The sequence below is a fragment of the Methanocalculus sp. MC3 genome, from assembly GCF_054767395.1.
Genome location: NZ_BAABMP010000001.1, coordinates 360,945 through 384,170, shown reverse-complemented (window position 1 = coordinate 384,170; position 23,226 = coordinate 360,945). Strand labels below are relative to the sequence as shown.

Genomic DNA, 23,226 nt, shown 5'->3' with positions numbered 1-23,226 from the left:
GATCACCGGGGAATGGGGCAGAGCAGTGCATACACAACAACCCCGTCAATCTACCAGTTTTCAGACGATGCTGCTGCACTGATGACTGTGCTGGGCTATGACAGCATGCATGTCTATGGTGTCTCCATGGGATCTACCACCGCCCAGCAGCTTACAATCGATCATCCTGAGAAGGTCAGGAAACTCATACTGGATTCATCCACATACAGCATCAGGATCCCTGAGACAAAGACACTTCTCGGTCTCATTGAATCAAGAGCTCTTGATCCCACAGTCCCTGAAGGAAAGCGGCAGGAGGCAGAGGCAAACCTTGCATGGAATGGATCGTTTGACGGTCTCTCTGGTATCAAGAAGGATGTGATGCTCATCGTAGGTACAGATGATATTCTGACTCCCGATGCGGTCTCAGTCAGGATTGCAGGCGAGATCGATGGATCATGGCTTCTCCGGTTCAAGGACGTTCCCCATGCCGGCTATCATTATGCACCTGTTGAGTATGGAGAGAGTGTGCTCTTCTTCCTGGGAATGGATGAATCCCCCGGAATGTAATCTTTTTTTTAGTCGTCAGCAGTCAACTACCTGCTCCTGAAAGAGCGGTATCCCTCTTCTAAAATTTATTAGAGCATTAGTGATTTTTTCTGGCAATTCCGGATACTATCAACCAAAATGATATAAAACCAAAACCAAATGAATTTATGGAGTTTGTGTAAGATGAAGATACATATCATCACTGTTGGTATTCTGGCCCTGGTACTGCTTGCTGCGGGATGCACAACCGGACCTGAGGATTCCGCACCTGTTTCAACAACATCTCCGCCACAGACGGCAGCCATATTGGCAGAGAAACCAGAAACCACCACAACAGAAGAGAAGACTGGACAGCCTGAAGAGAATGGTGAACCATTACGATTTACATGGACAGTTGATTCCGGAGTACGCCTCAATGATGCAAGTATTCCCTACCTGTACCGGCTGGAAGACGGGAGAGTGCGGATGTACTACAATGGTGCTGCGGGTATACTCTCAGCCATTTCAGATGACGGGATGATCTTTGAGAGAGAAGCCGGAGTTCGGCTATCTCCTGGGATCGGGGGGAGTCCGGAGATGACTGTTGGAGATCCCACAATCGTGAAACAAAAAGACGGGACGCTACGGATGTATTACAAGGGTGCAACTGGCAGCGGAGGGCCCGGCCAGGCGGTTCATAGCATCTTTTCTGCCATATCAAACGACGGGCTGTACTTTGAGAGGGAGGGGATCAGGATTGATTCGCAGAATACTCCTGATCGTGGCTGGGCATCAGTCCCTGAGGCAGTTCTCCTTCCGGATGGCAGGGTAAGGATCTATTATGTCTCTGATGGGGAGGATGTCAGGCACGGCATTGTATCTGCCATCTCCGATGACGGACATTTATTTACTCGTGAAGGGCCGGTTCTCGCAGGTTTCGTTGACCCGGCGATAACGATCCTCCCCGACGGCACCTACCTCTTGATCGCTTCGGCATTCCCCTTCTATCAGGGAGGCAGGCTCAACGATGCAAGTCCGGGGATCTACAGCTTCACCTCGAAGGACGGAATCACCTTTACTGATCGCTCGGTAATCCTTTCGGGAGAGGGCAATATTGACCCGACGATCATCAGCCTCGGTAACGGAAACTACAGGATCTTTTACTGGAACATCAATGACAGGCCATCAGTTATCAGGAGCAGCAGCGGCACCCTGATCTGATTTCACTTTCGCACCCCGCTCCTTTTGTTTATATACCCTCAAGTCAGAGTAGTATATGCCGGAGCATCACGGGAGTTCCGCTTCATTGATCCCGTGCTCTGGTCAGGGTTTCCCGCTGAACCCAAAACAAAAATCGACCCCTCTTTCTTTTCTTTTTACAGTATTTCAGTTACGCACTTCAGTATTGGTGTCCCGGGCATTGCATCCGGCATATTGTATCCGTCATCCGGGATACTGTATCAGGAATCATACATGACTGATATCATGAGAACGAAGAAGAAAGAGACGCGAGCGTCTTGTGTGTAGTAATCTGAGAAGAGTTGTTATTTCCATAATAGGGGGGTGGTATTGGCAGCGTTGAATAGTTCCCGAGGACTCTCGTACCTCAGTACAATATTCGACGCAGGTGGGCTTAACTGCCGGGTTCGGAATGAGTCCGGGTGTATCCCCACCGCTATGGCCGCCATAACCACAAGCCAAGGCCCAGATTTGAACTGGGGTGTAGCTGATCTGCAGTCAGCCGCGTGGCCGCTCCGCCACCTTGGCGCTGTGTAATCTGTGGAGTATTAGTATGTACTCTGCAGATAGTTAAGGTATTGCATCTGGATTTCGTCTGGGTTCAACATTAGCTTAGTGAAAGTTCCTGGATTTGGGCGTTAGTACCCGCCGGACTGAACACGTCGTTGCCTTCGTGCGTACATCCCGGGCCTATTAACCGGGTCTTTTACCCGTGCCCTATAACGGAGTCTCTTTTCAGGCTGAGTTTCAAGCTTAGATGCTTTCAGCTTTTATCTCTTGCCGCGTAGCTGCTCGGCGCTGCCCTGTCGGACAACCGATACACCAGAGGCGACGAAAGAAAGTTCCTCTCGTACTATTTCTTTCTTGCCCTCAGACTCCGAACACTCCTGATAGATAGTAACCGACCTGTCTCACGACGGTCTAAACCCAGCTCACGATCCCCTTTAATAGGCGAACAACCTCACCCTTGGCTGCTGCTGCACAGCCAGGATGGAAAGAACCGACATCGAGGTAGCAAGCCGCCGGGTCGATATGTGCTCTTGCCGGCGACGACTCTATTATCCCCGGGGTAGCTTTTCTGTAGTCAATAGCCCTCATCAACAGGGCGTATTGGTTCGTTAGACCCGAGTTTCCTCTCGCCATGACTTGCTTTGCGTCATAGCGTCAGGCCAACGTATGCTCTTGACACTCTTCTGTGAGTTTCTGACTCACATGAGTTGACCTTAGGGCACCCTTGATATTTTTTCGAGGGTGTGGCGCCCCACCCAAACTGCCCACCTACCGATGTCCTCTTCATTGAAGAAGAGTGAGTAGTACAGCAGAGCAAGGATGGTGTCTCATTGTTGACTCCCCGTTCCCCGGAAGGAACGGATTAACATCTCCCATCTACTCTGCGCATGCAATACCGTACTACAACGACAGGCTGCAGTAAAGCTCCACGGGGTCTTCACTTCCCATCAGGAGTCCCTAGCCTCTGCACTAGGATAAAAGGTTCAACGGACTTGTGGTAGGGACAGTAGAACTCTCATTGTTCCATTCATGCAAGTCGCCAATTAAGCGACAAGGTACTACGCTACCTTAAGAGGGTCATAGTTACCCCCGCCGTTTACGGGTCCTTCGTCCGATTGAACTCGGTGTTCAGATACCCGCACTGGGCAGGATTCACAGACTATACTAGTCCTTACGGAGTTGCAGTCTGCTGTGTTGTTATTAGACAGTTGGAGTTCCCTGGTCACTGCGACCTGCCTGATCACCAGGCAGGCACCCCTTCTCCCGAAGTTACGGGGCCATTTTGCCGAGTTCCCTTACCACAATTAGCTCCGATACGCCTTGGTCTTTTCAACCAGGGGCACCTGTGTCGGTTCTCAGTACGGACATACACTCCCTTTTTCACGGGCTCCAGGAGTCGACCATGTTACCTCATCACGTCTTCTGCGGTTTCTCACCATGACGGTACTCCACCGCTTTGAACGCTTGAACGAAACGACAATTTCGCATGGTATATCCCGAAGCGTCAGGGTCTTGCGACTACGAATGTATGGTACAGGAATATTAACCTGTTTCCCTGTTGACATGCTCGAGTTACGGCACATCTTAGGACCGACTAACCCTCGGCTGACGAACATTGCCGAGGAAACCTAGCCCTTTCGGCGGAACGGATTCTCACCGTTCTATGCTTCTACTACTGCCAGAATTCTCATTTCTGCACGGTCCACAGGACCTTACGCCCCTGCTTCTGTCCATGCAGAACGCCCCTCTACGCGATCACCGGGTTAACCGGTGCGCCGTGGTCTCTGCAGTAGGCTTTAGCCCCGTCCATTTTCTGCGCCCCAAACCTTGACTGGTAAGCTGTTACGCACTTTTTAAAGGGTAGCTGCTTCTAAGCTCACCTTCCAGTTGTCTTCGGCCTGGGACCTCATTCAGTGTTGACACTTAGCCTACATTGGGGGGCATCAACCACGGTCTGGGTTGTCTCCCTTACGGACTACAAGCTTACCCCGTAGTCCGGACTACCCGTCATCTCAGACGTTGGGGAGTTTGGAGTTTGACAGAAGAGCGAGGGATTTCTCCCCCGGGATCCTCAATCAGTGCTCTACCTCACCAACCATCTCCGACGAGGTCATGCTGCGGCATGTTTCGAGGGGAACCAGCTGATTCCCGGTTCGATGAATCTTTCACTCCTATACGCAGGTCACGCGAATGATTTGCATATCAAAACCGCCTGCGGTCCTCCACGCACCTTTCGGCACGCTTCAACCTGCCCACGCATAGATCACCGGGTTTCGGGTCTTACCCTATAGACTCCACGCACGTTGAATACGTCGTTCCATGCATAAATGCTACGAACTTGTTGCTTTCGCTTCGGCTCCCCTTCCGGGTTAACCTCGCCTATAGAATAAACTCTCTGGCCCGTTCTTCAAAACGTACGTTATGACATCGGCAACTGTCGCCCATACTACCGCCTCGCGACGGGTTCTTTCGCGCAGAAGTTCCTTTCATGCCATAACACACTGTCACCGGTTAGTTTCAGGCGCTTTTCACATCCTTTTTAGGGATACTTTTCAGCTTTCGCTCACGCTACTAGTTCGCTATCGGTTTCGAGAAGTATTTAGTTTTGGAGGTTGATGACCCCCGGATTCATGCGAGAATTCCGACCCGCACTACTCAAGACACTCCCAGGAACAGATATCGGTATACGTACGGGTCTTTCACCCTCTCAGGAGCACCATTCCAGGTGACTTCCGTTTGAGATATCTGCACCAGACGGGAGGCTTACAACACCACATCTCCCCAAAGGGATTCGGTTTGAACTGTGTCGATTTCGATCGCCTCTACTCACGACATCTCGGTTGATTTCTTTTCCTGCCCCTACTAAGATGTTTCAATTCGGGGCGTTCCCCATCCTCAACGGATTGATACCGAAGTATCGGGATGTCCTATTCGGGGATCTCCGGATCACAGGCTCCCTGCACCTTCCCGGAGCATATCGCTGCTTGGCACGCCCTTCATCAGCTCTCGAACCGAGCCATCCACTAACCGGCATATAGACCAGGTTCAGATACTAAGTTTTTTGTTGAACCCATTTAACGTCCAGATGCAATACCTATACACAGCATCGTCAGGTTTTTTTGCGAAAACCTTCAGCCCTTCCCCGGTGACTCGCATCTCCGGGTGCATTGGAACCCTCACGTCTCTGGTAAACAGATGTGAGGGTAGTGGACCCAAGGGGATTTGAACCCCTGGCCTCGGCGTTGCAAACGCCGCGCTCTTCCAACTGAGCTATGAGCCCTAATTCCTGTTGGTATTGGCAATTATACGGTTCATTGAACGACCGCTGATATTTCGAAAAGTGATCATTAGGAGGTGATCCAGCCGCAGATTCCCCTACGGCTACCTTGTTACGACTTAACCCCCCTTGCGGAACCTAGATTCGACAGCAGCATAAACTGCCGCCTCATCCAGACCCCACTCGGGTGGTTTGACGGGCGGTGTGTGCAAGGAGCAGGGACATATTCACCGCGCCATCGTGAGACGCGATTACTACGGATTCCAGCTTCATGCGGGCGAGTTGCAGCCCGCAATCCGAACTACGGGTGGGGTTAGGAGATTACCTTCACCTTTCGGTGTCGAAACCCATTGTCCCATCCATTGTAGCCCGCGTGTAGCCCGGATAATTCGGGGCATGCTGACCTACCGTTGCCCATTCCTTCCTCCCCTTTAGCAGAGGCGGTCCCAACAGTGTCCCCATCAATCCGGAGATCATGCTGGCAACTGTTGGCGTGGGTCTCGCTCGTTGCCTGACTTAACAGGATGCTTCACAGTACGAACTGACGACGGCCATGCACCTCCTCTCAGCTAGTCAAGCAGAGTCTTCAGCCCGGCTATCATTCCGCTGTCGTATCCGGTGAGTTGTCCGGCGTTGAATCCAATTAAACCGCAGGCTCCACCCGTTGTGGTGCTCCCCCGCCAATTCCTTTAAGTTTCAGCCTTGCGACCGTACTTCCCAGGCGGTGCGTTTCACGGTTTCCCTTCGGCACCTCAGCGACTCGTGGTCACTGACACACCTAACGCACATCGTTTACGGCTGGGACTACCCGGGTATCTAATCCGGTTTGCTCCCCCAGCTTTCGTCCCTCACTGTCGAAGCCGTTCTGGTAAGATGCCTTCGCCATCGGTCGTCCCTCGGGGATTACAAGATTTCACTCCTACCCCCGAAGTACGTCTTACCTCTCCCGGTTCCAAGATCGTCAGTTTCCCTGAGACGCCTTTTGGTTGAGCCAAAAGATTTCCCCAGAGACTTAACGACCAAGCTACGAACGCTTTAAGCCCAGTAAAAGTGGCTATCACTCGAGCAGCCGGTATTACCGCGGCGGCTGGCACCGGTCTTGCCCCGCCCTTTCTCCTGGTGTGTGTTAGACACCAGAACAGCCTGCATTGACAGGCACTCAGGGTTTCCTTATCACGATTGCTCGCATTGTAAAGTTTTCGCGCCTGCTGCGCCCCGTAGGGCCTGGATTCATGTCTCAGAATCCATCTCCGGGCTCTTGCTCCCACAACCCGTACCGATCAAAGGCTTGTTGGGCCGTTACCCCAACAACAACCTAATCGGACGCAGACTCATCCTCAGGCGGCGGACCTTTCGGAGACAGAGCATTCCAGCACCCGTCTCCTATGAGGCATTAGCCCCAGTTTCCCGGGATTATTCCTCACCTGAGGGCAGATTATCCACGTGTTACTGAGCAGTATGCCGAGGTCTTTCACCTCTCGACTCGCATGGCTTAGTCAAACCCTGATAGCAATAGCCTCTGGCAGGATCAACCAGAATGTAATTTATAAGCACACTTTGTCTTTCGACTGACTGTAACTTTTCGGAATCAGCGGTCATTCAATGAATGTCCGCATTGCCAATACCAACGTCAGAACCAACACCGGCAAATCCGGGTGCGTTGGTCCTCCACTGAAAGAATCTTGGAGTTACCATATTCGCAGTGTTCCTATTTATACACTGCGGATTGCGTTCACAGACACCAGGTTTGACCCCGAATCTGTGTCTCGTTGCAAGCTACAATCATTGTCTCTGAAGAGTTATATAGGTTCTCATTCAGCGGCAACAACCCCTGCAACCATCCTCTCTGGGACCCGGCATCAAAGATACCGGATCCCGGGAACTGCTGCCATATCCAAAGCAGCTGTCCCCACACGGGCATGTCACCACCAGACCGGTTTCCCGGCAAGGTGGCCGGGTAAAGCGAATCGTTGGGAGAATTGTTCCCGGATTCGTTGCACCCCGTTGCCCTGCGACCTAATTAGATACGCAGAAGTCCCATTTATACCCTCCCTTTTGATCACCATAAAACAGGCATTCAGACCGATGCCCGACCCCCGGAATACCACAAACCGGGGAGATAGCTCCCGAACATACCAGTCAGGGAGGGGATCGCGCAGAGAGGATCCAGATGAACAGACCACCATCGCCATCACAAACGCAGCTCCGCGCATCCGGGAACACAATCAAACCATCCCGCTCAAAGGGCGGGAACCGGAACCCGTGCAACCAGGATCTCCCCGTAAAAGTCCTCCTGGATGAGATCGACGCGATCCTCAAGCATCAGAAAGAGCGTGGGAATATAGACATCATACAGGTGGCACCCGATCTCAGATGCAATCAGGGAGAGAGGGACCGGAGTACATCCATCGGGATCGAGGAGAAGGAGCGTCGCATAGATCGTGGATGAAGCCTCCTCAAAAGCCTCCTCATGGGCGATCTCGACGACATCCTCGGCGATCACAAAGAGGTCATCATCATCAGCCAGATGCCGCCGCCTCTGCCGCCTTCGCTCCTCCTTCTCTGCCAGTTTCAACTGGGTGATCAGTTCATAAAGGGTGACAGGCCGTGTCCGGTACTCCTTCCGCTTGATCCGCCGCTGGATTTCCCGTTCAAGCACCTCGATCGGACCGAGATGCGACTCGATCCCCTCCCCATCCTGATTCCCGTCAAAGAAGAGCTCCTCGCCAAAATCTTCTCCCCCTTCCTCTTCGACATCCGGATCAGGCACCCGTTCGATCAGTGCATCGGATTTCATCCTGAGAAGAATGGAGGCATAGAGAAGCGTCCGGCCGGAGATGCGGAGATCGAGCTCGCGCCTCCTCTCAAGCTCACCGAGGAAACGGTCTGTTAAAAGAACAATATCAACATTCCAGGGATCGATCTCCCCGCTTTCTGCCATGCGGACGAGGATCTCGATCGGCTCTTCATTGATCGATTCGTCAGGCATTGCACTTCACACCGGTAACAAGGGTACTCTTGTCCGGCCGTATGGTCACCCCGATGATACGGTCTGCACCCTGAATCATCGGTTTACGAAGAGAGATGGCGATAAACTGCGAGGTCTCGGAGAGACTTCTGATCATCTGTGAGATCCCCTCAACATTGGATCCGTCAAGATGCATATCCACCTCATCGAGGCCATAGAAGGGGGCAGGCATATGCCGTTGGATCGAGAAGATCAGGGCAAGTGTCACAAGAGACTTCTCCCCACCACTCATCATATTCAATCTCCGGACATCCTTATCCTGTGGATGCACCTCAAACGTCAAACCACCGGCAAAGGGATCCTCCTCATTTTCCAGGATGAGCCGACCCCAGCCCCTCGCAAGGCGCCCATATATCTCCTTGAAGTTCGAGTCGATCGCCTCAAATGTCGAGAGGAATGCCTCGCGTTTCATCCGCTCAAACCCTTCGATCCGCTCAATAAGATCGGAACGTTCACGGGAGAGGATATCTTTCCTCTCAGTCCGCTCCCCCACCCGTGCCACGACTCGATCATACTCCTCAATCGCAAGCATATTGACCGCCCCGATCTTTCTGATCTGCCGCTCGGTGATCGCAATTCCCTCCTCGATCTCCTCAGGAGAAAGCTCGCATTCGATCTCTTCTGTCTCCGGGGCGAGCGCGGCGATCTCAGCGGCGATAGACTGCGCCCGCTCCTTCAGGGCTTCTGCCTGGATCGTATGCCGTTCTTTCTCATTGGAATGGCGGATAAGCTGTCGCTCGATATCGGCAACCTGTTCATCAAGTGCACTCCTCTTCTGGCGGAGCGCCTCTATCTCATCCGAGAATGTCCGCTGCTCCTCCTCAAGCTGAAGGATCCGTTCGCGGGAGACCTTTATCTCCTCTTCATAAGATTTGTTTTCTGTTTCAAGCCGGATATTTGAACCAACTAACTCCTCCTTCTCTTTTGTCATCTCTTCGATGCGTTTTGAGAAGTACTGGCGTTCGCGCTGGAGATCTGCAATATCTGCCTCTTTATTCCGGAGACGCCGCTCGAGATCCTCGATGGATCGTTTCAGATCAGAGATGATCTCTGCAAGCCTGACCGCCTCGGATGCCTCCATCCGCTTTTTGATCTCATCCACCCGTGCATTGATGGTGCCGATCTGATCGGTGATCGCATCAAGGGTCTCTTCCAGAGCAGCGATCTCGGCCGCTATCTCGGCTTCACCGCCTTCAAGTTCGGAGAGGGCGCCAGAGAGGCCTGCAATATCAGTATCAAGCTGTGCTATCCGCTTCCCGTATTCCTCCACGATCAGCTCAAGCCGTGCCGCCTTCTGCTCTGCCTCCTGCCGGTCTGAGCGGAGTGTTTCAACCGCAGTATTCTGTCGTGAAATCGATGCAGCAAGTTCTTCTTCTTCCTGCCGGAGTCCGGCAAGCCGCTCACGGAGTTCCACCATATCCCGATCGACGGCGGCACCAAACCCTTTAATATCACGTTTCACCGAGCCGCCGGTCATCGCCCCGGTGCGTTCGAGGAGATCACCCTCAAGGGTGACCATCCGGTGCCTGCCGAGAAGCTTTCGTGCATGCTCCATCGTATCAACGACGATCGAGGTTCCAAAGACAAGAGAGAATGCCCGTTCATATGCGGGATCGAATTCGATCAGCCGGATTGCATAGTCGATGACACCATCACCTGAAAGCGGGGGAAGCGGGGGCGGCACCCTCAGTTTTGAAAGAGGAAGGAATGTTGCCCTTCCGAGGCGCTGCTCCTTGAGGAACCGGATCGCATCAGCTGCAATGGAGTCGTCCTGGCAGACAACATGGTTGAGCCTCCCTCCGGCAGCAATATTGAGTGCGGTTGAATATTCGGGGGGTGCTTTTCCAAGGTGTGCGATAGTCCCGTGCACCCCGTCCATCCCGAGGACCGCCTCAACAGCACGGCCCCCTGCCTCACCATGCGCCTGCTGCCGTGCTTCCAGCTGCATCAGTTTCTGTTCAAGCGATCTGATCTCAGCCCGAACCTCTTCATACGAGCCCCGAAGAGTCATCGCTTTCTTCTCGACAGCAGAAAGTTGCTGATCGTGGGCCTTCTGAACGGAACGGATCTGCCCGAGATCGGCTGATGCCTCCCTGATCTCCCGTTCCTTTTCGCTCCGTTCATCGCGTGCTGCCTGAAGCCTTGGAGCAAGCCGCTCACGTTCCGAGACCCTTATCCTGCTCCTTTCAATAACCGTATCTTTTTCAGAGAGGAGACGGGAGCGCTCTGCTTTTCGTTCTTCAAGCTGTTGCATACAGGAGAAGATCTCGACCTGTGCACCCTCGGAATCCTTGCTTGCGGCCCTCAGTTCAGTCTCAGCCTTCTCCATCTTCGTTTTCAGGGTTGAAAGCTCCATTCCGAGGTTTGCCCGGTCGATTGAGAGATTCCTTATACTCTCGGTCCTCTCCTTTACTGTTGCCTCCGAACGCCTGATATCTGCAAACTTGCGGTTTATTGCCTCAAGGTTTGTTTCACGATCGCGGGTATTTCGCTGGATCCCCTGTTCGGAAGTCCGTATAGCACCTTTTGACTCTTCAATCTGCGAGAGGAGACGGAGATATTCAGGTCCGCTCTTCTGGCGGATTTCCTCATCGATTCCCTTCATCTCGTCGCGAAGAAACGCCTTTTCATGCTCGTCATGGGCGATATCATCATTTATTCTGGAGAGAGCACGATCGGTATCAGCAATCATCCCTGTGATCTCTATCTCTTCCCGCTTCTTCTCACGAAGTTTCACGACGTTTCTCTTTGCAATGAAGGAATCCAGCTCATCCTGAAGGCGGCGGAATGCAAGCGCCGCTTCCCGCTCGACTTTAAGCAGTTCCTGCCGCTCGATGAGTTCGTGGAGAAGGATCTCTTCCCGCTCGATCCTCCATCTCACCACTTCAAGCTCGGCCATCGACTGCTCGCGCTTCTGATCGAATTCAGAGACCCCGGCGATCTCATCAACGATCTTTCTCCGCTCGATATCCGACATCTCCATGATCCGGGCAACATCACCCTGCATCACGATATTGTAGCCCTGGGGTTTGATCCCATGTCCGGCAAGGAAAGAGAGGACATCACCCTGTTTGCAGAGCCGTCCATTTAAGTAATTATATGAATAATAGCCGTTTGCGGTCCGCTTGATACGGCGCGTTATCCGGGTACCATCTGAAAAACTGACATGCACCTCGGCGGTATTTTTATTTGAGCCGGTATTGATGAGATCGGTCAGCCGTTCAGCTCGGAGTCCACGGGCCGATGTGATCCCAAGCGCAAAAAGAATACTGTCTAAGATGTTGCTCTTCCCCGAACCATTCGGCCCGGAGACGACTGTAAAACCCGTTTCAAGGGGGATTTTCGTCTTTCGTCCGAATGATTTGAAGTTGTCGATCTCAAGCAGGGTTATGTGCAAACGATCATACCTTCAATATCGGTTATTTTTTCCGCTGGATCGTCCTTGGAGAGGTATCATCTTCCTTCTCTTTTTTTGAGATCGTCACTCCGCTCTTCGGATCGACATCGGGGGCCTCATAGATCTTGCTTTCAATCTTACCCTTCTTCATTCTGGTTGCAGGAGCATAGCCACTGCTCGCCACAATGTAGTCATTCCGGTTTCGCTTCTCAGGCCTGAGAGTGCCATCCGGCTGCATGATCAGTTCCATATCCGATGTATCCACCGGAGGTTCTGCCTCAGGACCCGGAGTTGCCAGCGGTGGTGGTGGCGGGGCTTGCCGCTCACGGACCCGGACCGGCTCCTCTTCAGGAACAATCCTCGATCGGGAACGCGGTTCTTTCCGAAGCGGAGCTTCTGAAGCGGTATCGCCGCCACGCATCTCCTGATCCTCAAGATTCCGGGTTAGTTTCCGTGTGACTGATTTGAGATCCAGCATCTCAGCAGTCACTCCTTTGAGCAGGGCATCCAGCTCATGGACCTTCCGCTCGAGTGCGGTGATCCTCTCATCCTCATCTGCTGTGGCGGTATGTACCGGTTCTTCCTCGCGCTTCACCATCTTCAACTCCCGTTCCTTCTCTTCCAGCTCATGTTCAAGAAACTTCATACGTGCATCCATTTCCCGCGCACTCCCCCTCTTCTGTACGATCTGACTCACTGATGATAATGGTTTGCCTCACTGATTACAAGAAAGGATATTACCTTTTTACCGCCATTTCTATTTATATGTCATTCCTTCAACGCGACGATCCAGAGGTCGCCGGTATTATCGAAAAAGAACACCATAGGCAGGTCTTCGGGCTTGAACTGATCGCATCTGAGAACGTGGTAAGCCGGGCTGTCATGGAGGCAACCGGTTCAATTATGTGCAATAAATATGCCGAGGGGTATCCGGGCAAGCGCTACTATGGCGGATGCGAGTTCCATGACGAGGTCGAGAACCTTGCACGCGAACGCCTCTGTGAGCTCTTTTCTGCAGAACATGCAAATGTCCAGCCTCATTCCGGGAGCCAGGCAAACCAGGCAGTATACTTTGCAACCATCCAGCCGGGCGACGTGATCATGAGCCAGAGCCTGACCCAGGGCGGCCACCTTTCCCATGGCTCACCCGTCAATATCAGCGGAAAGCTGTATGAGGTACATAGTTATGGTGTTGATTATGAGAGTGAGACACTTGACTTTGGTGCAATCGCCGAGATGGCACGGAAGACAAAACCGAAGATGATCGTCTGTGGCGCATCCGCCTACCCACGCGAGATAGACTTCAAGGCATTTGGTGAGATTGCCGATGAAGTCGGCGCGATCTGCATGGCTGATATCGCTCACATAGCAGGCCTTGTTGCAGCCGGCATTCACAACTCCCCAATCGATGTCTGCCACTATACCACAACAACCACCCATAAGACGCTCCGCGGTCCCCGCGGTGGTGCGATCCTCTGCAAAAAAGAGGATGGGCCGGGAATCGATAAGTCAGTCTTCCCCGGCATGCAGGGCGGTCCGCTGATGCATATCATCGCCGCAAAAGCCGTCTGTTTCAAGGAGGCACTCCAGCCTTCATACAAGGAGTATGCAAAACAGGTCGTAAAGAACGCCCGTGTACTCGCAGAGGCGCTTGCCGACAATAATCTCAGGCTCTGCTCCGGGGGAACCGATAACCACCTCGTCCTCCTCGATCTCTCAGACCACGGGATCACCGGCCTTGAAGCTGAAAATGCACTTGGGGAAGCAGGAATCACCGTGAATAAGAATACCATACCACGCGAGAAGAGAAGTCCGTTTGTCACATCAGGTCTCAGGGTCGGAACCCCGACTGTCACCTCCCGCGGGATGAAAGAGGATGAGATGAAACAGATCGGCGACTGGATTGGCCGTGTCATAAACAATATCAATGATGCCAATACCATCAAAGCTGTGAGAGAAGAGGTTGTTGAATTCTCAGGCAGTTTCCCACTTTACCCTGATGCAGTATGATCCTTGATGGAAAGAAGACCTCGGAGAAGCGGCTGGCACTTCTGAGAGAGAAGATTGAGGAGTCAGGGCTATATCCCCGCCTTGCCACCGTTCTTGTCGGGGAGGATCCGGCCTCGCAGCTCTATGTAAAGATGAAACACAAGGCATGCGAACGGGTTGGCATCGGATCAATTGGCGTTGAACTTGATGCCGGGGCATCAACCCAGGATGTGCTGGATGCGGTACACCGCCTGAATCTTGATCCGATGATCAGCGGGATCCTGGTTCAGCTGCCGCTCCCAAAGCAGATCGATACCCATGCGGTAATCGAGGCGGTGGATCCCCTGAAAGATGTCGATGGCTTCCACCCGACAAACCTTGGGCGGCTCTTCTCCGGATCCCCCCGATTCTCCCCCTGCACCCCTCTTGGAGTGATGACGCTCCTCTCCGAATATGGAATCGATCCTGCCGGAAAGAATGCCGTTGTTATCGGACGGAGCATTGAGGTCGGCCGGCCGATGGCTGCGCTCCTGACAAATGCCGATGCAACCGTCACCATTGCCCATTCAAAGACAACAGATCTGGCATCTATCACTCAGAGAGCAGAGATTCTGGTGGCTGCTGTCGGGCGGCCCCGTTTTGTCACCGCCGATATGGTTGGCTGGGGTGCTACCGTCATCGATATCGGGACAAATTATGATGAGAATGGAAAGCTCTGCGGCGATGTGGACTTTGCGATGGTGGAGACAAAAGCAAAAGCGATCACACCGGTGCCGGGTGGTGTTGGGCCGATGACAATCGCCACCCTGATGGAGAATACCTTCGCCGCGGAAACGATGAGGTCATGCGGACAATTTCTATAGGAAAAACCGGAATCGGCGGAAAAAATCCGGTCCGGCTGATGGGCGTCATCAATACAAGCCCCGAATCTTTTTTTTCAGGATCATTTGTTCCCCCTGGCAGGGTACTGGCAGCTGCAGAGCGGATGATTGAGGGTGGTGCAGATATCATCGATATCGGTGCACGGAGCACCGCACCGGGAAGCCGCGAGATTCCCGTCTCAGAAGAGTGTGAGCGGCTGAAACAGTGTCTTTCAGAGCTTGAAGGGCTTGAGATTCCAATCTCGGTCGATACGATGCATGCCGAAGCCCTTCAGGTTGCCCTCAGGTATGATATCGACGCAATAAATGACATTCATGGACTTGCCGACGAGGGATATGCGATGATTGCCGCAGAGAGCGGCCTCCCGGTGATCGCAATGGCAGCCTTGCATGCACCCGGAGATGCACGCGGTACTGGCGAAACGATGCGGACATTGGCTGTTGTCATTGAACGGGGCAGACAGCATGGAATCTGCGACCTGATCCTCGATCCGGGGGTTGGCCGCTGGGTACCGGAGCGCACCTTTGAGGATGACTGGGATATATGCCGCCGTTTCAGTGAGTTTGCGACATTTGGCAAACCCCTCCTCGGTGCGATATCACGGAAGAGTTTCATCGGCGATCTCCTGGGGAAGCCTGCCGAAGAGAGGCTTTCAGGGACTCTCGCCGCAACCGCCCTCCTGATCGATTCCGGAGCGGATATGATCAGAACCCATGATATCCGTGAAACAGCTGACCTGATTAAAGTCTGCGGGGAGATGAGGAGACGATGAGCATCTCCTTTTCTGTCTTTGGATGTAAAACGGGGCTGATACAGCCGGGAGACGATATTGTTGAGCGGATCCTGGGTTCAGTCGGTGAAGCTGGAGAAATTCACGACAACGATATCATCGTCATAGCAGAGTCTGCACTCGCAACAGCAGAAGGGCGTGTTATAACGCTTGACGATGTGATACCATCAGACGACGCCCTTCGATATGCAGAGCGCTATGCTATGGATCCACGGGTTGCCGAGGTGGTCATCTCCGAATCCGATGAGGTGATCGGCGGAATACCGGGATTTCTCCTCTGTTTAAAAGATGGGACACTTCTGCCAAATGCCGGAGTAGACGGATCAAATGCCCCGGATGGCACCATCATTCCCCTGCCCCTTGATCCGAATGCCTCGGCATACCGGATACGGAAGGAGATCTTTGAGAGAACGAAACGAAAAGTGGCGGTTCTCGTCATCGATTCAAGAACCCATGCAATGCGGCTTGGCGTATCGGGCGTTACCATCGGGTGTTCGGGTATGTCAGCTGTCGGCGACTGCCGGGGCACTAAGGATCTCTTTGGTCGGGAGCTCGAGGTGACCAGGCGTGCTGTCGGGGATTGTATTGCATCGGCAGCCGAGCTTTTGATGGGCGAGGCCGATGAATGCATCCCGGTTGTTCTTGTCCGTGGTCTTGATATTGGGATTGGAGAGGGCGAAGGGATCGAGACGATCGCCCCTGATGAATGCCTCTTTATGGGCGCTGTCAGAAATAGAGGTTGAAAGAATCAGGTGCGGGAGGGATCGCCCCTTACCACCCCGACCCTGCCCTTCTCATGCATCACGGAAAAACCAAGCAATTCCAGGTACTCCCGTGCATGACCCTTTCCATGGATCAGCACCTCAACGAGATCCTCCTTCTCATCGATATCGGTCGAGAGGCGGAACGAGTCGATCACATCCACCGAAAAACCGCACTCTTCTGCCATTGCCAGGTGCTTCTGAAAACTCGACCCATAGTACCGGGCATGGAAACACTGCGGGCGTTTCAGAAAGATCACATTCGTCCCTCCCCCACGGCCGGGGACAATTGCCATATCTGCATCGGTTGAGAGCACCCGCTGGAGCGCTCTTGCGGTCACAAGCGGAAGATCAGCCATGATGATCAATGCCGGGCAGTGGAACTGCGGAAGCGCCCAATCAATCGCCTCGTTGAGCCCTTCATCCCTGACAGCAACCAGTGCACTCTCGCAGGCATAGGGGGAAGTCGAAAGGAGGGTTGCCGAGCACCCTGTCCGGTTCACGGCAGATATAACATCCTGAAGCATTGCATATGCAAACCCTTCACGCTCCTGCTGATCCATCACACACGAGAGCCGGGTCTTGGGGTTGATCGGCTTGAAGGGAATCAGGGCATGGAAGTACATTGATCAGGGTATAGCAATCAAGGATTAATACCAATCGATCCGGCTCTCATTCCCATTGGTGGAGATACCCCCGATGCGGAAGGGGAGTCACCCCGGAAAGAATAGCCATATCCTCTGTTACAACCCCGATAACCGTTGCATCCACTCCCATAACCGGGAACCTTTCAGGCGGCACTGTTGCGATAAGTTCGAAATCACCGCCGCCGAAGAGGAAGAGATCAACTGCCCTATCTTTGGGGAGATCCGGTAAGAGCGGGAAGAGAGAGGGATCAAGCGAAAAGCCCACTTTCGATGCCCGCCCGAGATCGGAAAGCGAGAGGGCAATGCCATCTGAGATATCCATCATTGCCGTTGCCCCCCCTTTCGAGAAGGCTCTTCCTTCCATGACACGGGGCACCGGAGTGATCAGGTTCTTCCAGAACCGCTTATCTCCGCGAAGACCCGCCTCTGCGCTCCCCGGCATACCGGTGACACAGACGAGATCGCCGGGCTGTGCACCGGATCGCCTGAGGATCTTCCCATGATCCACAAAACCGATCGCAGTTGAGACGATCGTCAGTTCAGTATGGCGATCGATATCGCCACCTGCAAGCCGTGCGCCGACTGACCGGCAGCAGGCGTCGGCACCCCGGGTAATGCCGGAGAGGCGATCCGGATTATCCAGCCCGACTGCCATCAGGAGATCGGCTGGAGAGGCTGCCATGGAGGCAATATCCGAGAGGGTGACAGCTGCTGCCATCCATCCGATCTCATAATCGGTCATTCCTTTCGGAAAGTCGGTGGTTTCATGGAGCATATCGGTGGTCATCACGAGGAAGCGGTCGCCGAGATCGAGGACTGAACAGTCATCTTCAGTCTCTTTCTCACCAACAATCCCCCGGATTCCATCCAGCAGCATTCGATCATCCACCTTTCTTCACCTCCTGTTCCCGCATCGAACGATACGACTTGAAGAGATCCTCGATCGACTCTGCTTTCCTGCTTCGTTCATACTGCTCCTGCTCCTCCCGCCATCTGGCATGCCGCTCCAGAAGGATGCTTTTTGGGCATGCCCCAAATGATCCCTGAACCCGGATACGAAGTCCCTCTCCCGAAAGGAGGGGAATCCCAAGCTCACGGAATGCTGCCTCAAGATCCTGCGAGGGGGGAGACTGACCTGTTACGATCACTCCCGCGATCGGGGCATCAGCAAGCTCACGGATCGCATTCATGCCCCATCCATCAGTTCTGAGGAGGTAGATCCAGTCATCAGCCGCCATCCCCATCTCAGACCGCATCCTCCGGATCGCATCACGGGAGAGGGCATCAAGCACCTTCAGCGGTACAAGATCCTCTCCCTGTTTCAGGTCGGCATAGGTCTTCAGCCGCTCAAGCTGTTTCCGCATCCCTTTATTTCTTCTCTCCTCTTTTCGGAGATATCTCTTCTGATTGGCAATGATCCCCTGGAGACGGATCACCTCGGCATCACGCTGTACCGTCTCCTTCTTCTTTGACCGCTCCGCCTTTAAGAGGCGATGGAGTCGGGAGATCTCCTCATTTTTCTTCTGTGATTCCTCATAGAGTTCGGAGACAAGCCCCCGGAGCTTGCGGATCATCTCATCCTGTTCACGGGACTGTTTCGGCTCAGGTGTTGCTGCTTCCGGTGCAGCGGCTTCATCAGGTGCTTTCTGAAGTTCGTCTCCTGAAAGCTCGGCGAGTGCCTGTTCGAGAGAGAGGCCGCGGACGACACGGGCACGGACTTCATCGAGTGCAATTCCCGGCGGCAGTCTTTTCGAAAGGCTGGCAAACTTGTTCTTGTAGTGCCGGTATGCCAGCATTGCAGCCGCATAGGCATCGCGTTCATGATCGTTTGTATAATTGACATCAGCGGCAAGTTCGTACTTCTCGGAGACCGGAATGTCATTTTTGGGGAGGAAGGAGACGGCGTTAAAGGACCTGCGGATCTTCTCCACGGTTCCCGGCATCTCTTTCTTATCAGATGCGATGATCAGCGGGCGCCCATAGGTTGTGATCCCTGCAATTGCTTCTGCAACTGAGGTGACCCGTGAGCTTGAGAGGTGGATGAGATCTCCATCAAGGCTCAGAAGTGCAAGTGCCATTGTGGTTCCGGGATCAATTCCAGCAATCAGGTATCCCGGCTTGCTGGTCTGGGGAATAAAACGGATCCGCTCAAGCCGGGGCCGGGTGACAGAAACCTGCACATCGGATCCGCGGGAGTTTGAGATCGGAACCTCTGAACGTTTGGCATTGACATGGAATATCACCCGCGAATTGCCGCCGAATGCCCGGAAATCCTTTTTATCATATGGTACGCCTGCTTCAATCAGGGTCATCTCGATCTCCCGGCCTTTTGCCCTGACCGCGCCATGGATCTTCCGCGTATAGCGGTTCTGGCTCCAGCCGCCTTTGCCGGGAGAACGCCTTCGCGAGACGGTGATCAGGCATGCATCGGCAAATGCCACAACCCGGCTCCCGGCACCAAGAGAGGCAACCTGGGCAGATGTCCTCGCCTCTGCAAAGGGATCAAAACGGTTGAAGGTGAGGTTGTACCTGCCTGCAACCTGTGCCAGGCTCTCACGATGGTCACCGCCGCCGGTGACGCAGACGAGCTCGGTCTTCGGGGGGAGAGACTGGAGGAAGAGATAAACCTCTTTTGTATCTGCTGCTACTTCCTGAAGGCTGTCAACTGCAAGTAGATCAGGCTCTTCTGCATCGAGTATCCTGAGAAGGCGGAAGAGCGAAACCTCGGTCTCAGAGATGATCTCACCATCTTCAATCCGGCATAGTGCAAATGAAGGGCGTCTTGACTGGGAACGAACCGAACCCCTTACGATATCGATCCCATAGACCCGCATACCTATCACCCGGTGATAGCAGAGAGTGCATCATCCGGATTAATACCCATCCGGTATTTCCGGTTAAAGAAGGTGACGATCGTCTCGACATCCCGCCTGAGGAGTTCATCTGCATTCGGGTGGGAGCATTCAACCCACTGAGGCCAGTCGATGATCCAGCAATGGTCTTCATTCACCATTACATTGTATTCGGAGAAATCAGCATGGATGATTCCCATCGAGTAGGTCTTCTGCATCTCGCTAATCAGTTCCTCATAGACGGGACGGGGATCTGCCAGGGTGCACTGGTTCAGGTTCACACCAGGGATATAGGAGATGGCTATCGTGTTTCTGCTCCTGTCAATTGGAACAGGCACCCTGACCTTTCCGGTGAGACGTAACAATGCTTCGTACTCCTGCTCTGCAGAGAGGGTAGAGGCAAAGATCCAGGGGCAGTGGGAATTATCTGTCATATAGTCCCGTTTCAACCTGACCGACTGGAATGAGTGCTGGCCAACCCGGTGGAACTTGAGGACGATCACCCCAAGGCCAAGGGCTTCGTACACCTCGGACTCTTTCCCCACCCCGATGAGGGAGCCAAGTGCCGAGATCGTTTTTCTACCCGCAAGGGTATGGAGGGCAAGGCAGTCATATCCCGCAAAGACGAGTCCATACCCGGGGTAGGGGACGGCATTGTAGCTGATGAGATCTTTCTCCATCAGTTCACCCAGCCGATATTCAAGTTCATTCTTCGAGAGGCGGGTGATCCGTTTCAGATCATCAAAAGGAACCCACCGGTATCGTTTCATGAGACGTTCTATTGCATAGAGGATCGTGTATTCGTACTTGTGGAGATCCCGCACTATATCGGCAGAGGGTGGCATTGTACTTATTATTGGATTGCTGAGATGAAAAATATCATGATACCTGCTGCCCTGTCTTCCCGATGACAGGGCATCTTCGAATCCCATTCGATCCTGTCAGGTTAGGAGGCAGATTCCATACGATTGTATTTACTGGTGATGAGATACATCAATCTAATAAGGGTGTGATCGAAGGCTATGATCAGGGATGGCGATCTGCGCTGTACAAAGTGCAGGAATGATGCAATCATCAGCCAGCGCTATTCAGGACAGATACTCTGCCGGGATCACTTCATCCGTGATCTGGAGGCAAAGGCAAAACGGGAGATCCGCAGGAACCGTTGGCTCCGATCAGGGGATCGGATCTGCGTTGCCCTGAGCGGAGGATACGCATCCGCCACTGTCCTTTCGATCCTTCTGAAACTCACTGAGAAGAGACGTGATATCAAACTGGATGCCCTTCATATCGATAATGGCGCAGGCGTTGCTCGCAGAAGTGCAGAAGAGATCGCTGCGTCTGCGGGGGTTTTCCTTCAGATCGAAAAGAGAAATCCTGAGCATACAATAGAAGAGGATATTGCAGCATGTGCATCAGGTGCCGGGATCAGAGCTGTTGCCAGTGGAAAGACCCTTGATGATGAGGCTGAAGCTGTCTTCAGGGCATTTATATCGGGAGATATCAGATCTCTTGGATCCAAATCCGGAACAGAGGAGATTCGCTGGATCTATCCTCTTGAAACCATTCCGGCACATGAGGTCCGGCTCTATGCCGCCCTCCATTCTGACTGGGTTTTTGATGAGCGGGAGGAAAGAGACGAAAGCGGCGTGGATATCCAGGCAGTTCTCGGAGCATATACCGCACGCCACCCCTCAACACTCTATGCAGTGTACCATATCGGCAAAAGGATTCGATCCTGCATACCCGATACCAAACAGTAGTATCGGAGTACAACCTATCCCTGATCATCATGCAGTGTGATATCGGCTGTGAAAAGACACGGGTCGAGAACCTCATCAGGCAGGGGATCTGGTCTTCGGGAGCAGACGGAGTGGTTCTTGGAATATCAGGCGGGATCGACTCAGCGGTGGTTGCCGCTCTGGCGACAGCAGCTGTCGGCAGTGAGCGCGTATTCGCATTCTTCCTCCCTTCTGCAACTACGCCTTCGGCAGATGAAAGGGATGTCCGGGAACTCTGTGACAGGCTTGCAGTTGCACTTCAGATCATCCCGATTGATGGTATCATCGAGGCATACCGCCGGATGGACGGCTTTGTCGACAAGCCGCACCTCACTGGTAACCTGATGGCACGGACACGGATGGCAATATTGTACTTCCAGGCAAATCTCAGGAATTGTCTTGTCATTGGCACCTCAAATAAAACAGAGTATTTCATCGGATACTGTACCAAATGGGGAGATAATGCAGCAGATCTCCAGCCAATTCTTCATCTTTTTAAAAAAGAAGTCTATCTTCTGGGAGAAGAGCTGGGGATACCTGATGCAATTATGAAGAAGGAGCCGTCTGCCGGTCTCTGGCAGGGCCAGAGTGATGAGAAAGAGATTGGGATCTCATATGCAGAGCTTGATTCTGCACTCGAATTCCTTGAAGGGAATCACTGGAAAGCTGAAAATGAGATCCAGGAGCGGGTATTTTCACTGGTAAAGAAGAGTGCTCATAAGCGGCTGCCCGCGCTCAGTCTCGCAGGCACTGATCCCAGATCTCCGTGAACAGCTCGGGCCGGTTCATCAGGTCTGCAATCGTCTGATCGCCGATAAGGCTGTAGAGCGGCTGTCTCCTGACGATCCCTATCTCCGGGTGGTCGACTGCCTCCAGAACACGAAGGTCGGCAACACGTGTGTAGAGAGGATTTTTGATAAAACGGCCATCATCTGTCTCATAGTATGCTGCTCCCCGGTATGCCTGAAAAAAGGCATAGTCGCTTGAGAAGGTATCTGAGACGATATTTGCCATCACCAGTGGATCATTGCCGGGGTTGATGGTCACGTGCCCAAAGCCCGGGGGGATCAGGACTTTGTCACCCTTGACCGCCGGGTGCAGGACAACGTCTGTTAGATCAGCTGCCTGGAGGAGGAAATGGCCCCTGCCGGAGAGGACTTCGTAGACTTCCGGGTACGGAACGCCGGAAGCGTTCTCTGGATGATGGTGCCCTTTTGTCTTGATGAACTCGCCACAAACAGACCCGGCGGTGATCATGGTGATATCATACCTGATCTGCCCTGCCCGAAGAAGCGCACGATCCTCATCATTCATGGCCAGATCCCGATACATATAGTAGAGAGGACCTGAAGCATCACAGGAAGGATTAGCAAGCACCATCCGCATATCATCCACTGTCCTGACATCGGGTTCAGGAAGGGTGCCATTCCAGATATCCATCAGTGTTCTCTTCGATGTAAGAATATTTAAAAAGCGGGATTGGGAGTCAGAAGAGATGGGGCATCAGGGCAGTTGGCGGGATTGGGTGGCCTCAGGGAGCTCCTGTTGATGAACCGGGATCAAACG

General features: G+C 53.2%; 15 protein-coding genes, 2 tRNA genes, 3 rRNA genes and 1 pseudogene. 8 read left to right on the top strand and 13 right to left on the bottom strand.

Features of this window, described 5'->3' with window-relative positions; all coding sequences use genetic code 11:
* Positions 1 to 6 precede the first annotated feature (6 nt).
* Positions 7 to 549: pseudogene (locus ACYUBO_RS01955) on the top strand (alpha/beta fold hydrolase); the annotation flags it as partial.
* A gap of 162 nt (positions 550 to 711) precedes the next feature.
* Positions 712 to 1,728, top strand: a complete 1,017-nt coding sequence (locus ACYUBO_RS01950; RefSeq protein ID WP_460371968.1) for a glycoside hydrolase family protein — start codon at positions 712 to 714, stop codon at positions 1,726 to 1,728.
* Positions 1,729 to 2,074: 346 nt separating this feature from the next.
* On the opposite strand, the gene rrf is transcribed toward ACYUBO_RS01950, so the two are convergent.
* The 8 genes from rrf to ACYUBO_RS01910 form a co-directional block, all read right to left on the bottom strand.
* Positions 2,075 to 2,196: ribosomal RNA gene (gene rrf, locus ACYUBO_RS01945) — 5S ribosomal RNA — on the bottom strand.
* Between the two features lie 6 nt (positions 2,197 to 2,202).
* A tRNA-Cys gene (locus ACYUBO_RS01940) sits at positions 2,203 to 2,274 on the bottom strand.
* Positions 2,275 to 2,365: 91 nt separating this feature from the next.
* Positions 2,366 to 5,305 (bottom strand): 23S ribosomal RNA (locus tag ACYUBO_RS01935).
* Between the two features lie 158 nt (positions 5,306 to 5,463).
* Positions 5,464 to 5,536, bottom strand: a tRNA-Ala gene (locus ACYUBO_RS01930).
* 69 nt (positions 5,537 to 5,605) lie between these two features.
* Positions 5,606 to 7,072, bottom strand: a 16S ribosomal RNA gene (locus ACYUBO_RS01925).
* The 16S, 23S and 5S rRNA genes sit together here with 2 tRNA genes alongside, the layout of an rRNA operon.
* A 700-nt stretch (positions 7,073 to 7,772) precedes the next feature.
* Complete coding sequence (locus ACYUBO_RS01920) at positions 7,773 to 8,522, bottom strand: segregation/condensation protein A (protein WP_460371967.1); 750 nt, start codon at positions 8,520 to 8,522, stop codon at positions 7,773 to 7,775.
* Positions 8,515 to 11,958, bottom strand: coding sequence for a chromosome segregation protein SMC (smc, locus tag ACYUBO_RS01915; protein WP_460371965.1), 3,444 nt, complete (start codon positions 11,956 to 11,958; stop codon positions 8,515 to 8,517). The genes ACYUBO_RS01920 and smc overlap by 8 nt, the downstream gene beginning before the upstream one ends.
* A gap of 22 nt (positions 11,959 to 11,980) precedes the next feature.
* Positions 11,981 to 12,604, bottom strand: coding sequence for a hypothetical protein (locus ACYUBO_RS01910; RefSeq protein WP_460371963.1), 624 nt, complete (start codon positions 12,602 to 12,604; stop codon positions 11,981 to 11,983).
* Positions 12,605 to 12,723: 119 nt separating this feature from the next.
* Here ACYUBO_RS01910 and glyA point away from each other — a divergent pair, with 119 nt between their 5' ends.
* From glyA to cofE, 4 genes are read left to right on the top strand one after another with little or no spacing between them, the layout of a single operon-like run.
* Entirely contained in the window at positions 12,724 to 13,968 is a 1,245-nt protein-coding gene (gene glyA / locus ACYUBO_RS01905) for a serine hydroxymethyltransferase (RefSeq protein ID WP_460371961.1), read from the top strand.
* Positions 13,965 to 14,810 carry a bifunctional methylenetetrahydrofolate dehydrogenase/methenyltetrahydrofolate cyclohydrolase FolD gene (folD, locus tag ACYUBO_RS01900; protein WP_460371959.1) on the top strand — a complete coding sequence of 282 codons (846 nt, stop codon included), beginning with the start codon at positions 13,965 to 13,967 and terminating at the stop codon, positions 14,808 to 14,810. The genes glyA and folD overlap by 4 nt, the downstream gene beginning before the upstream one ends.
* Entirely contained in the window at positions 14,792 to 15,601 is an 810-nt protein-coding gene (folP, locus tag ACYUBO_RS01895; protein ID WP_460371957.1) for a dihydropteroate synthase, read from the top strand. The genes folD and folP overlap by 19 nt, the downstream gene beginning before the upstream one ends.
* Positions 15,598 to 16,362 (top strand): coenzyme F420-0:L-glutamate ligase, encoded by a 765-nt coding sequence (gene cofE / locus ACYUBO_RS01890; protein ID WP_300330460.1) that lies wholly within the window; start codon positions 15,598 to 15,600, stop codon positions 16,360 to 16,362. Before folP ends, cofE begins: the two co-directional genes overlap by 4 nt.
* Positions 16,363 to 16,367: 5 nt before the next feature.
* On the opposite strand, the gene cofC is transcribed toward cofE, so the two are convergent.
* The 4 genes from cofC to ACYUBO_RS01870 are packed head-to-tail and all read right to left on the bottom strand — an operon-like array spanning position 16,368 to position 20,724.
* Positions 16,368 to 17,006 (bottom strand): 2-phospho-L-lactate guanylyltransferase, encoded by a 639-nt coding sequence (gene cofC, locus ACYUBO_RS01885; RefSeq protein WP_300330465.1) that lies wholly within the window; start codon positions 17,004 to 17,006, stop codon positions 16,368 to 16,370.
* A 46-nt stretch (positions 17,007 to 17,052) separates the two neighbouring features.
* Positions 17,053 to 17,916: a thiamine-phosphate kinase gene (thiL, locus tag ACYUBO_RS01880; RefSeq protein ID WP_460371954.1), complete on the bottom strand. Its 864-nt coding sequence runs from the start codon at positions 17,914 to 17,916 to the stop codon at positions 17,053 to 17,055.
* Entirely contained in the window at positions 17,909 to 19,861 is a 1,953-nt protein-coding gene (locus ACYUBO_RS01875) for a DUF460 domain-containing protein (RefSeq protein WP_460371952.1), read from the bottom strand. Before ACYUBO_RS01875 ends, thiL begins: the two co-directional genes overlap by 8 nt.
* Positions 19,862 to 19,866: 5 nt before the next feature.
* Positions 19,867 to 20,724 (bottom strand): serine/threonine-protein kinase RIO2, encoded by an 858-nt coding sequence (locus ACYUBO_RS01870; RefSeq protein ID WP_460371950.1) that lies wholly within the window; start codon positions 20,722 to 20,724, stop codon positions 19,867 to 19,869.
* Positions 20,725 to 20,901: 177 nt separating this feature from the next.
* On the opposite strand from ACYUBO_RS01870, the gene ACYUBO_RS01865 reads away from it, so the two are divergent.
* Positions 20,902 to 21,642 (top strand): PP-loop family protein, encoded by a 741-nt coding sequence (locus ACYUBO_RS01865; RefSeq protein WP_300333913.1) that lies wholly within the window; start codon positions 20,902 to 20,904, stop codon positions 21,640 to 21,642.
* Between the two features lie 29 nt (positions 21,643 to 21,671).
* Positions 21,672 to 22,430: an NAD+ synthase gene (locus tag ACYUBO_RS01860; RefSeq protein WP_300333911.1), complete on the top strand. Its 759-nt coding sequence runs from the start codon at positions 21,672 to 21,674 to the stop codon at positions 22,428 to 22,430.
* Here the strand turns inward: ACYUBO_RS01860 and ACYUBO_RS01855 are convergent.
* Complete coding sequence (locus ACYUBO_RS01855; protein WP_460371947.1) at positions 22,396 to 23,100, bottom strand: glucose-6-phosphate isomerase family protein; 705 nt, start codon at positions 23,098 to 23,100, stop codon at positions 22,396 to 22,398. The genes ACYUBO_RS01860 and ACYUBO_RS01855 overlap by 35 nt on opposite strands.
* Between the last annotated feature and the right edge of the window lie 126 nt (positions 23,101 to 23,226).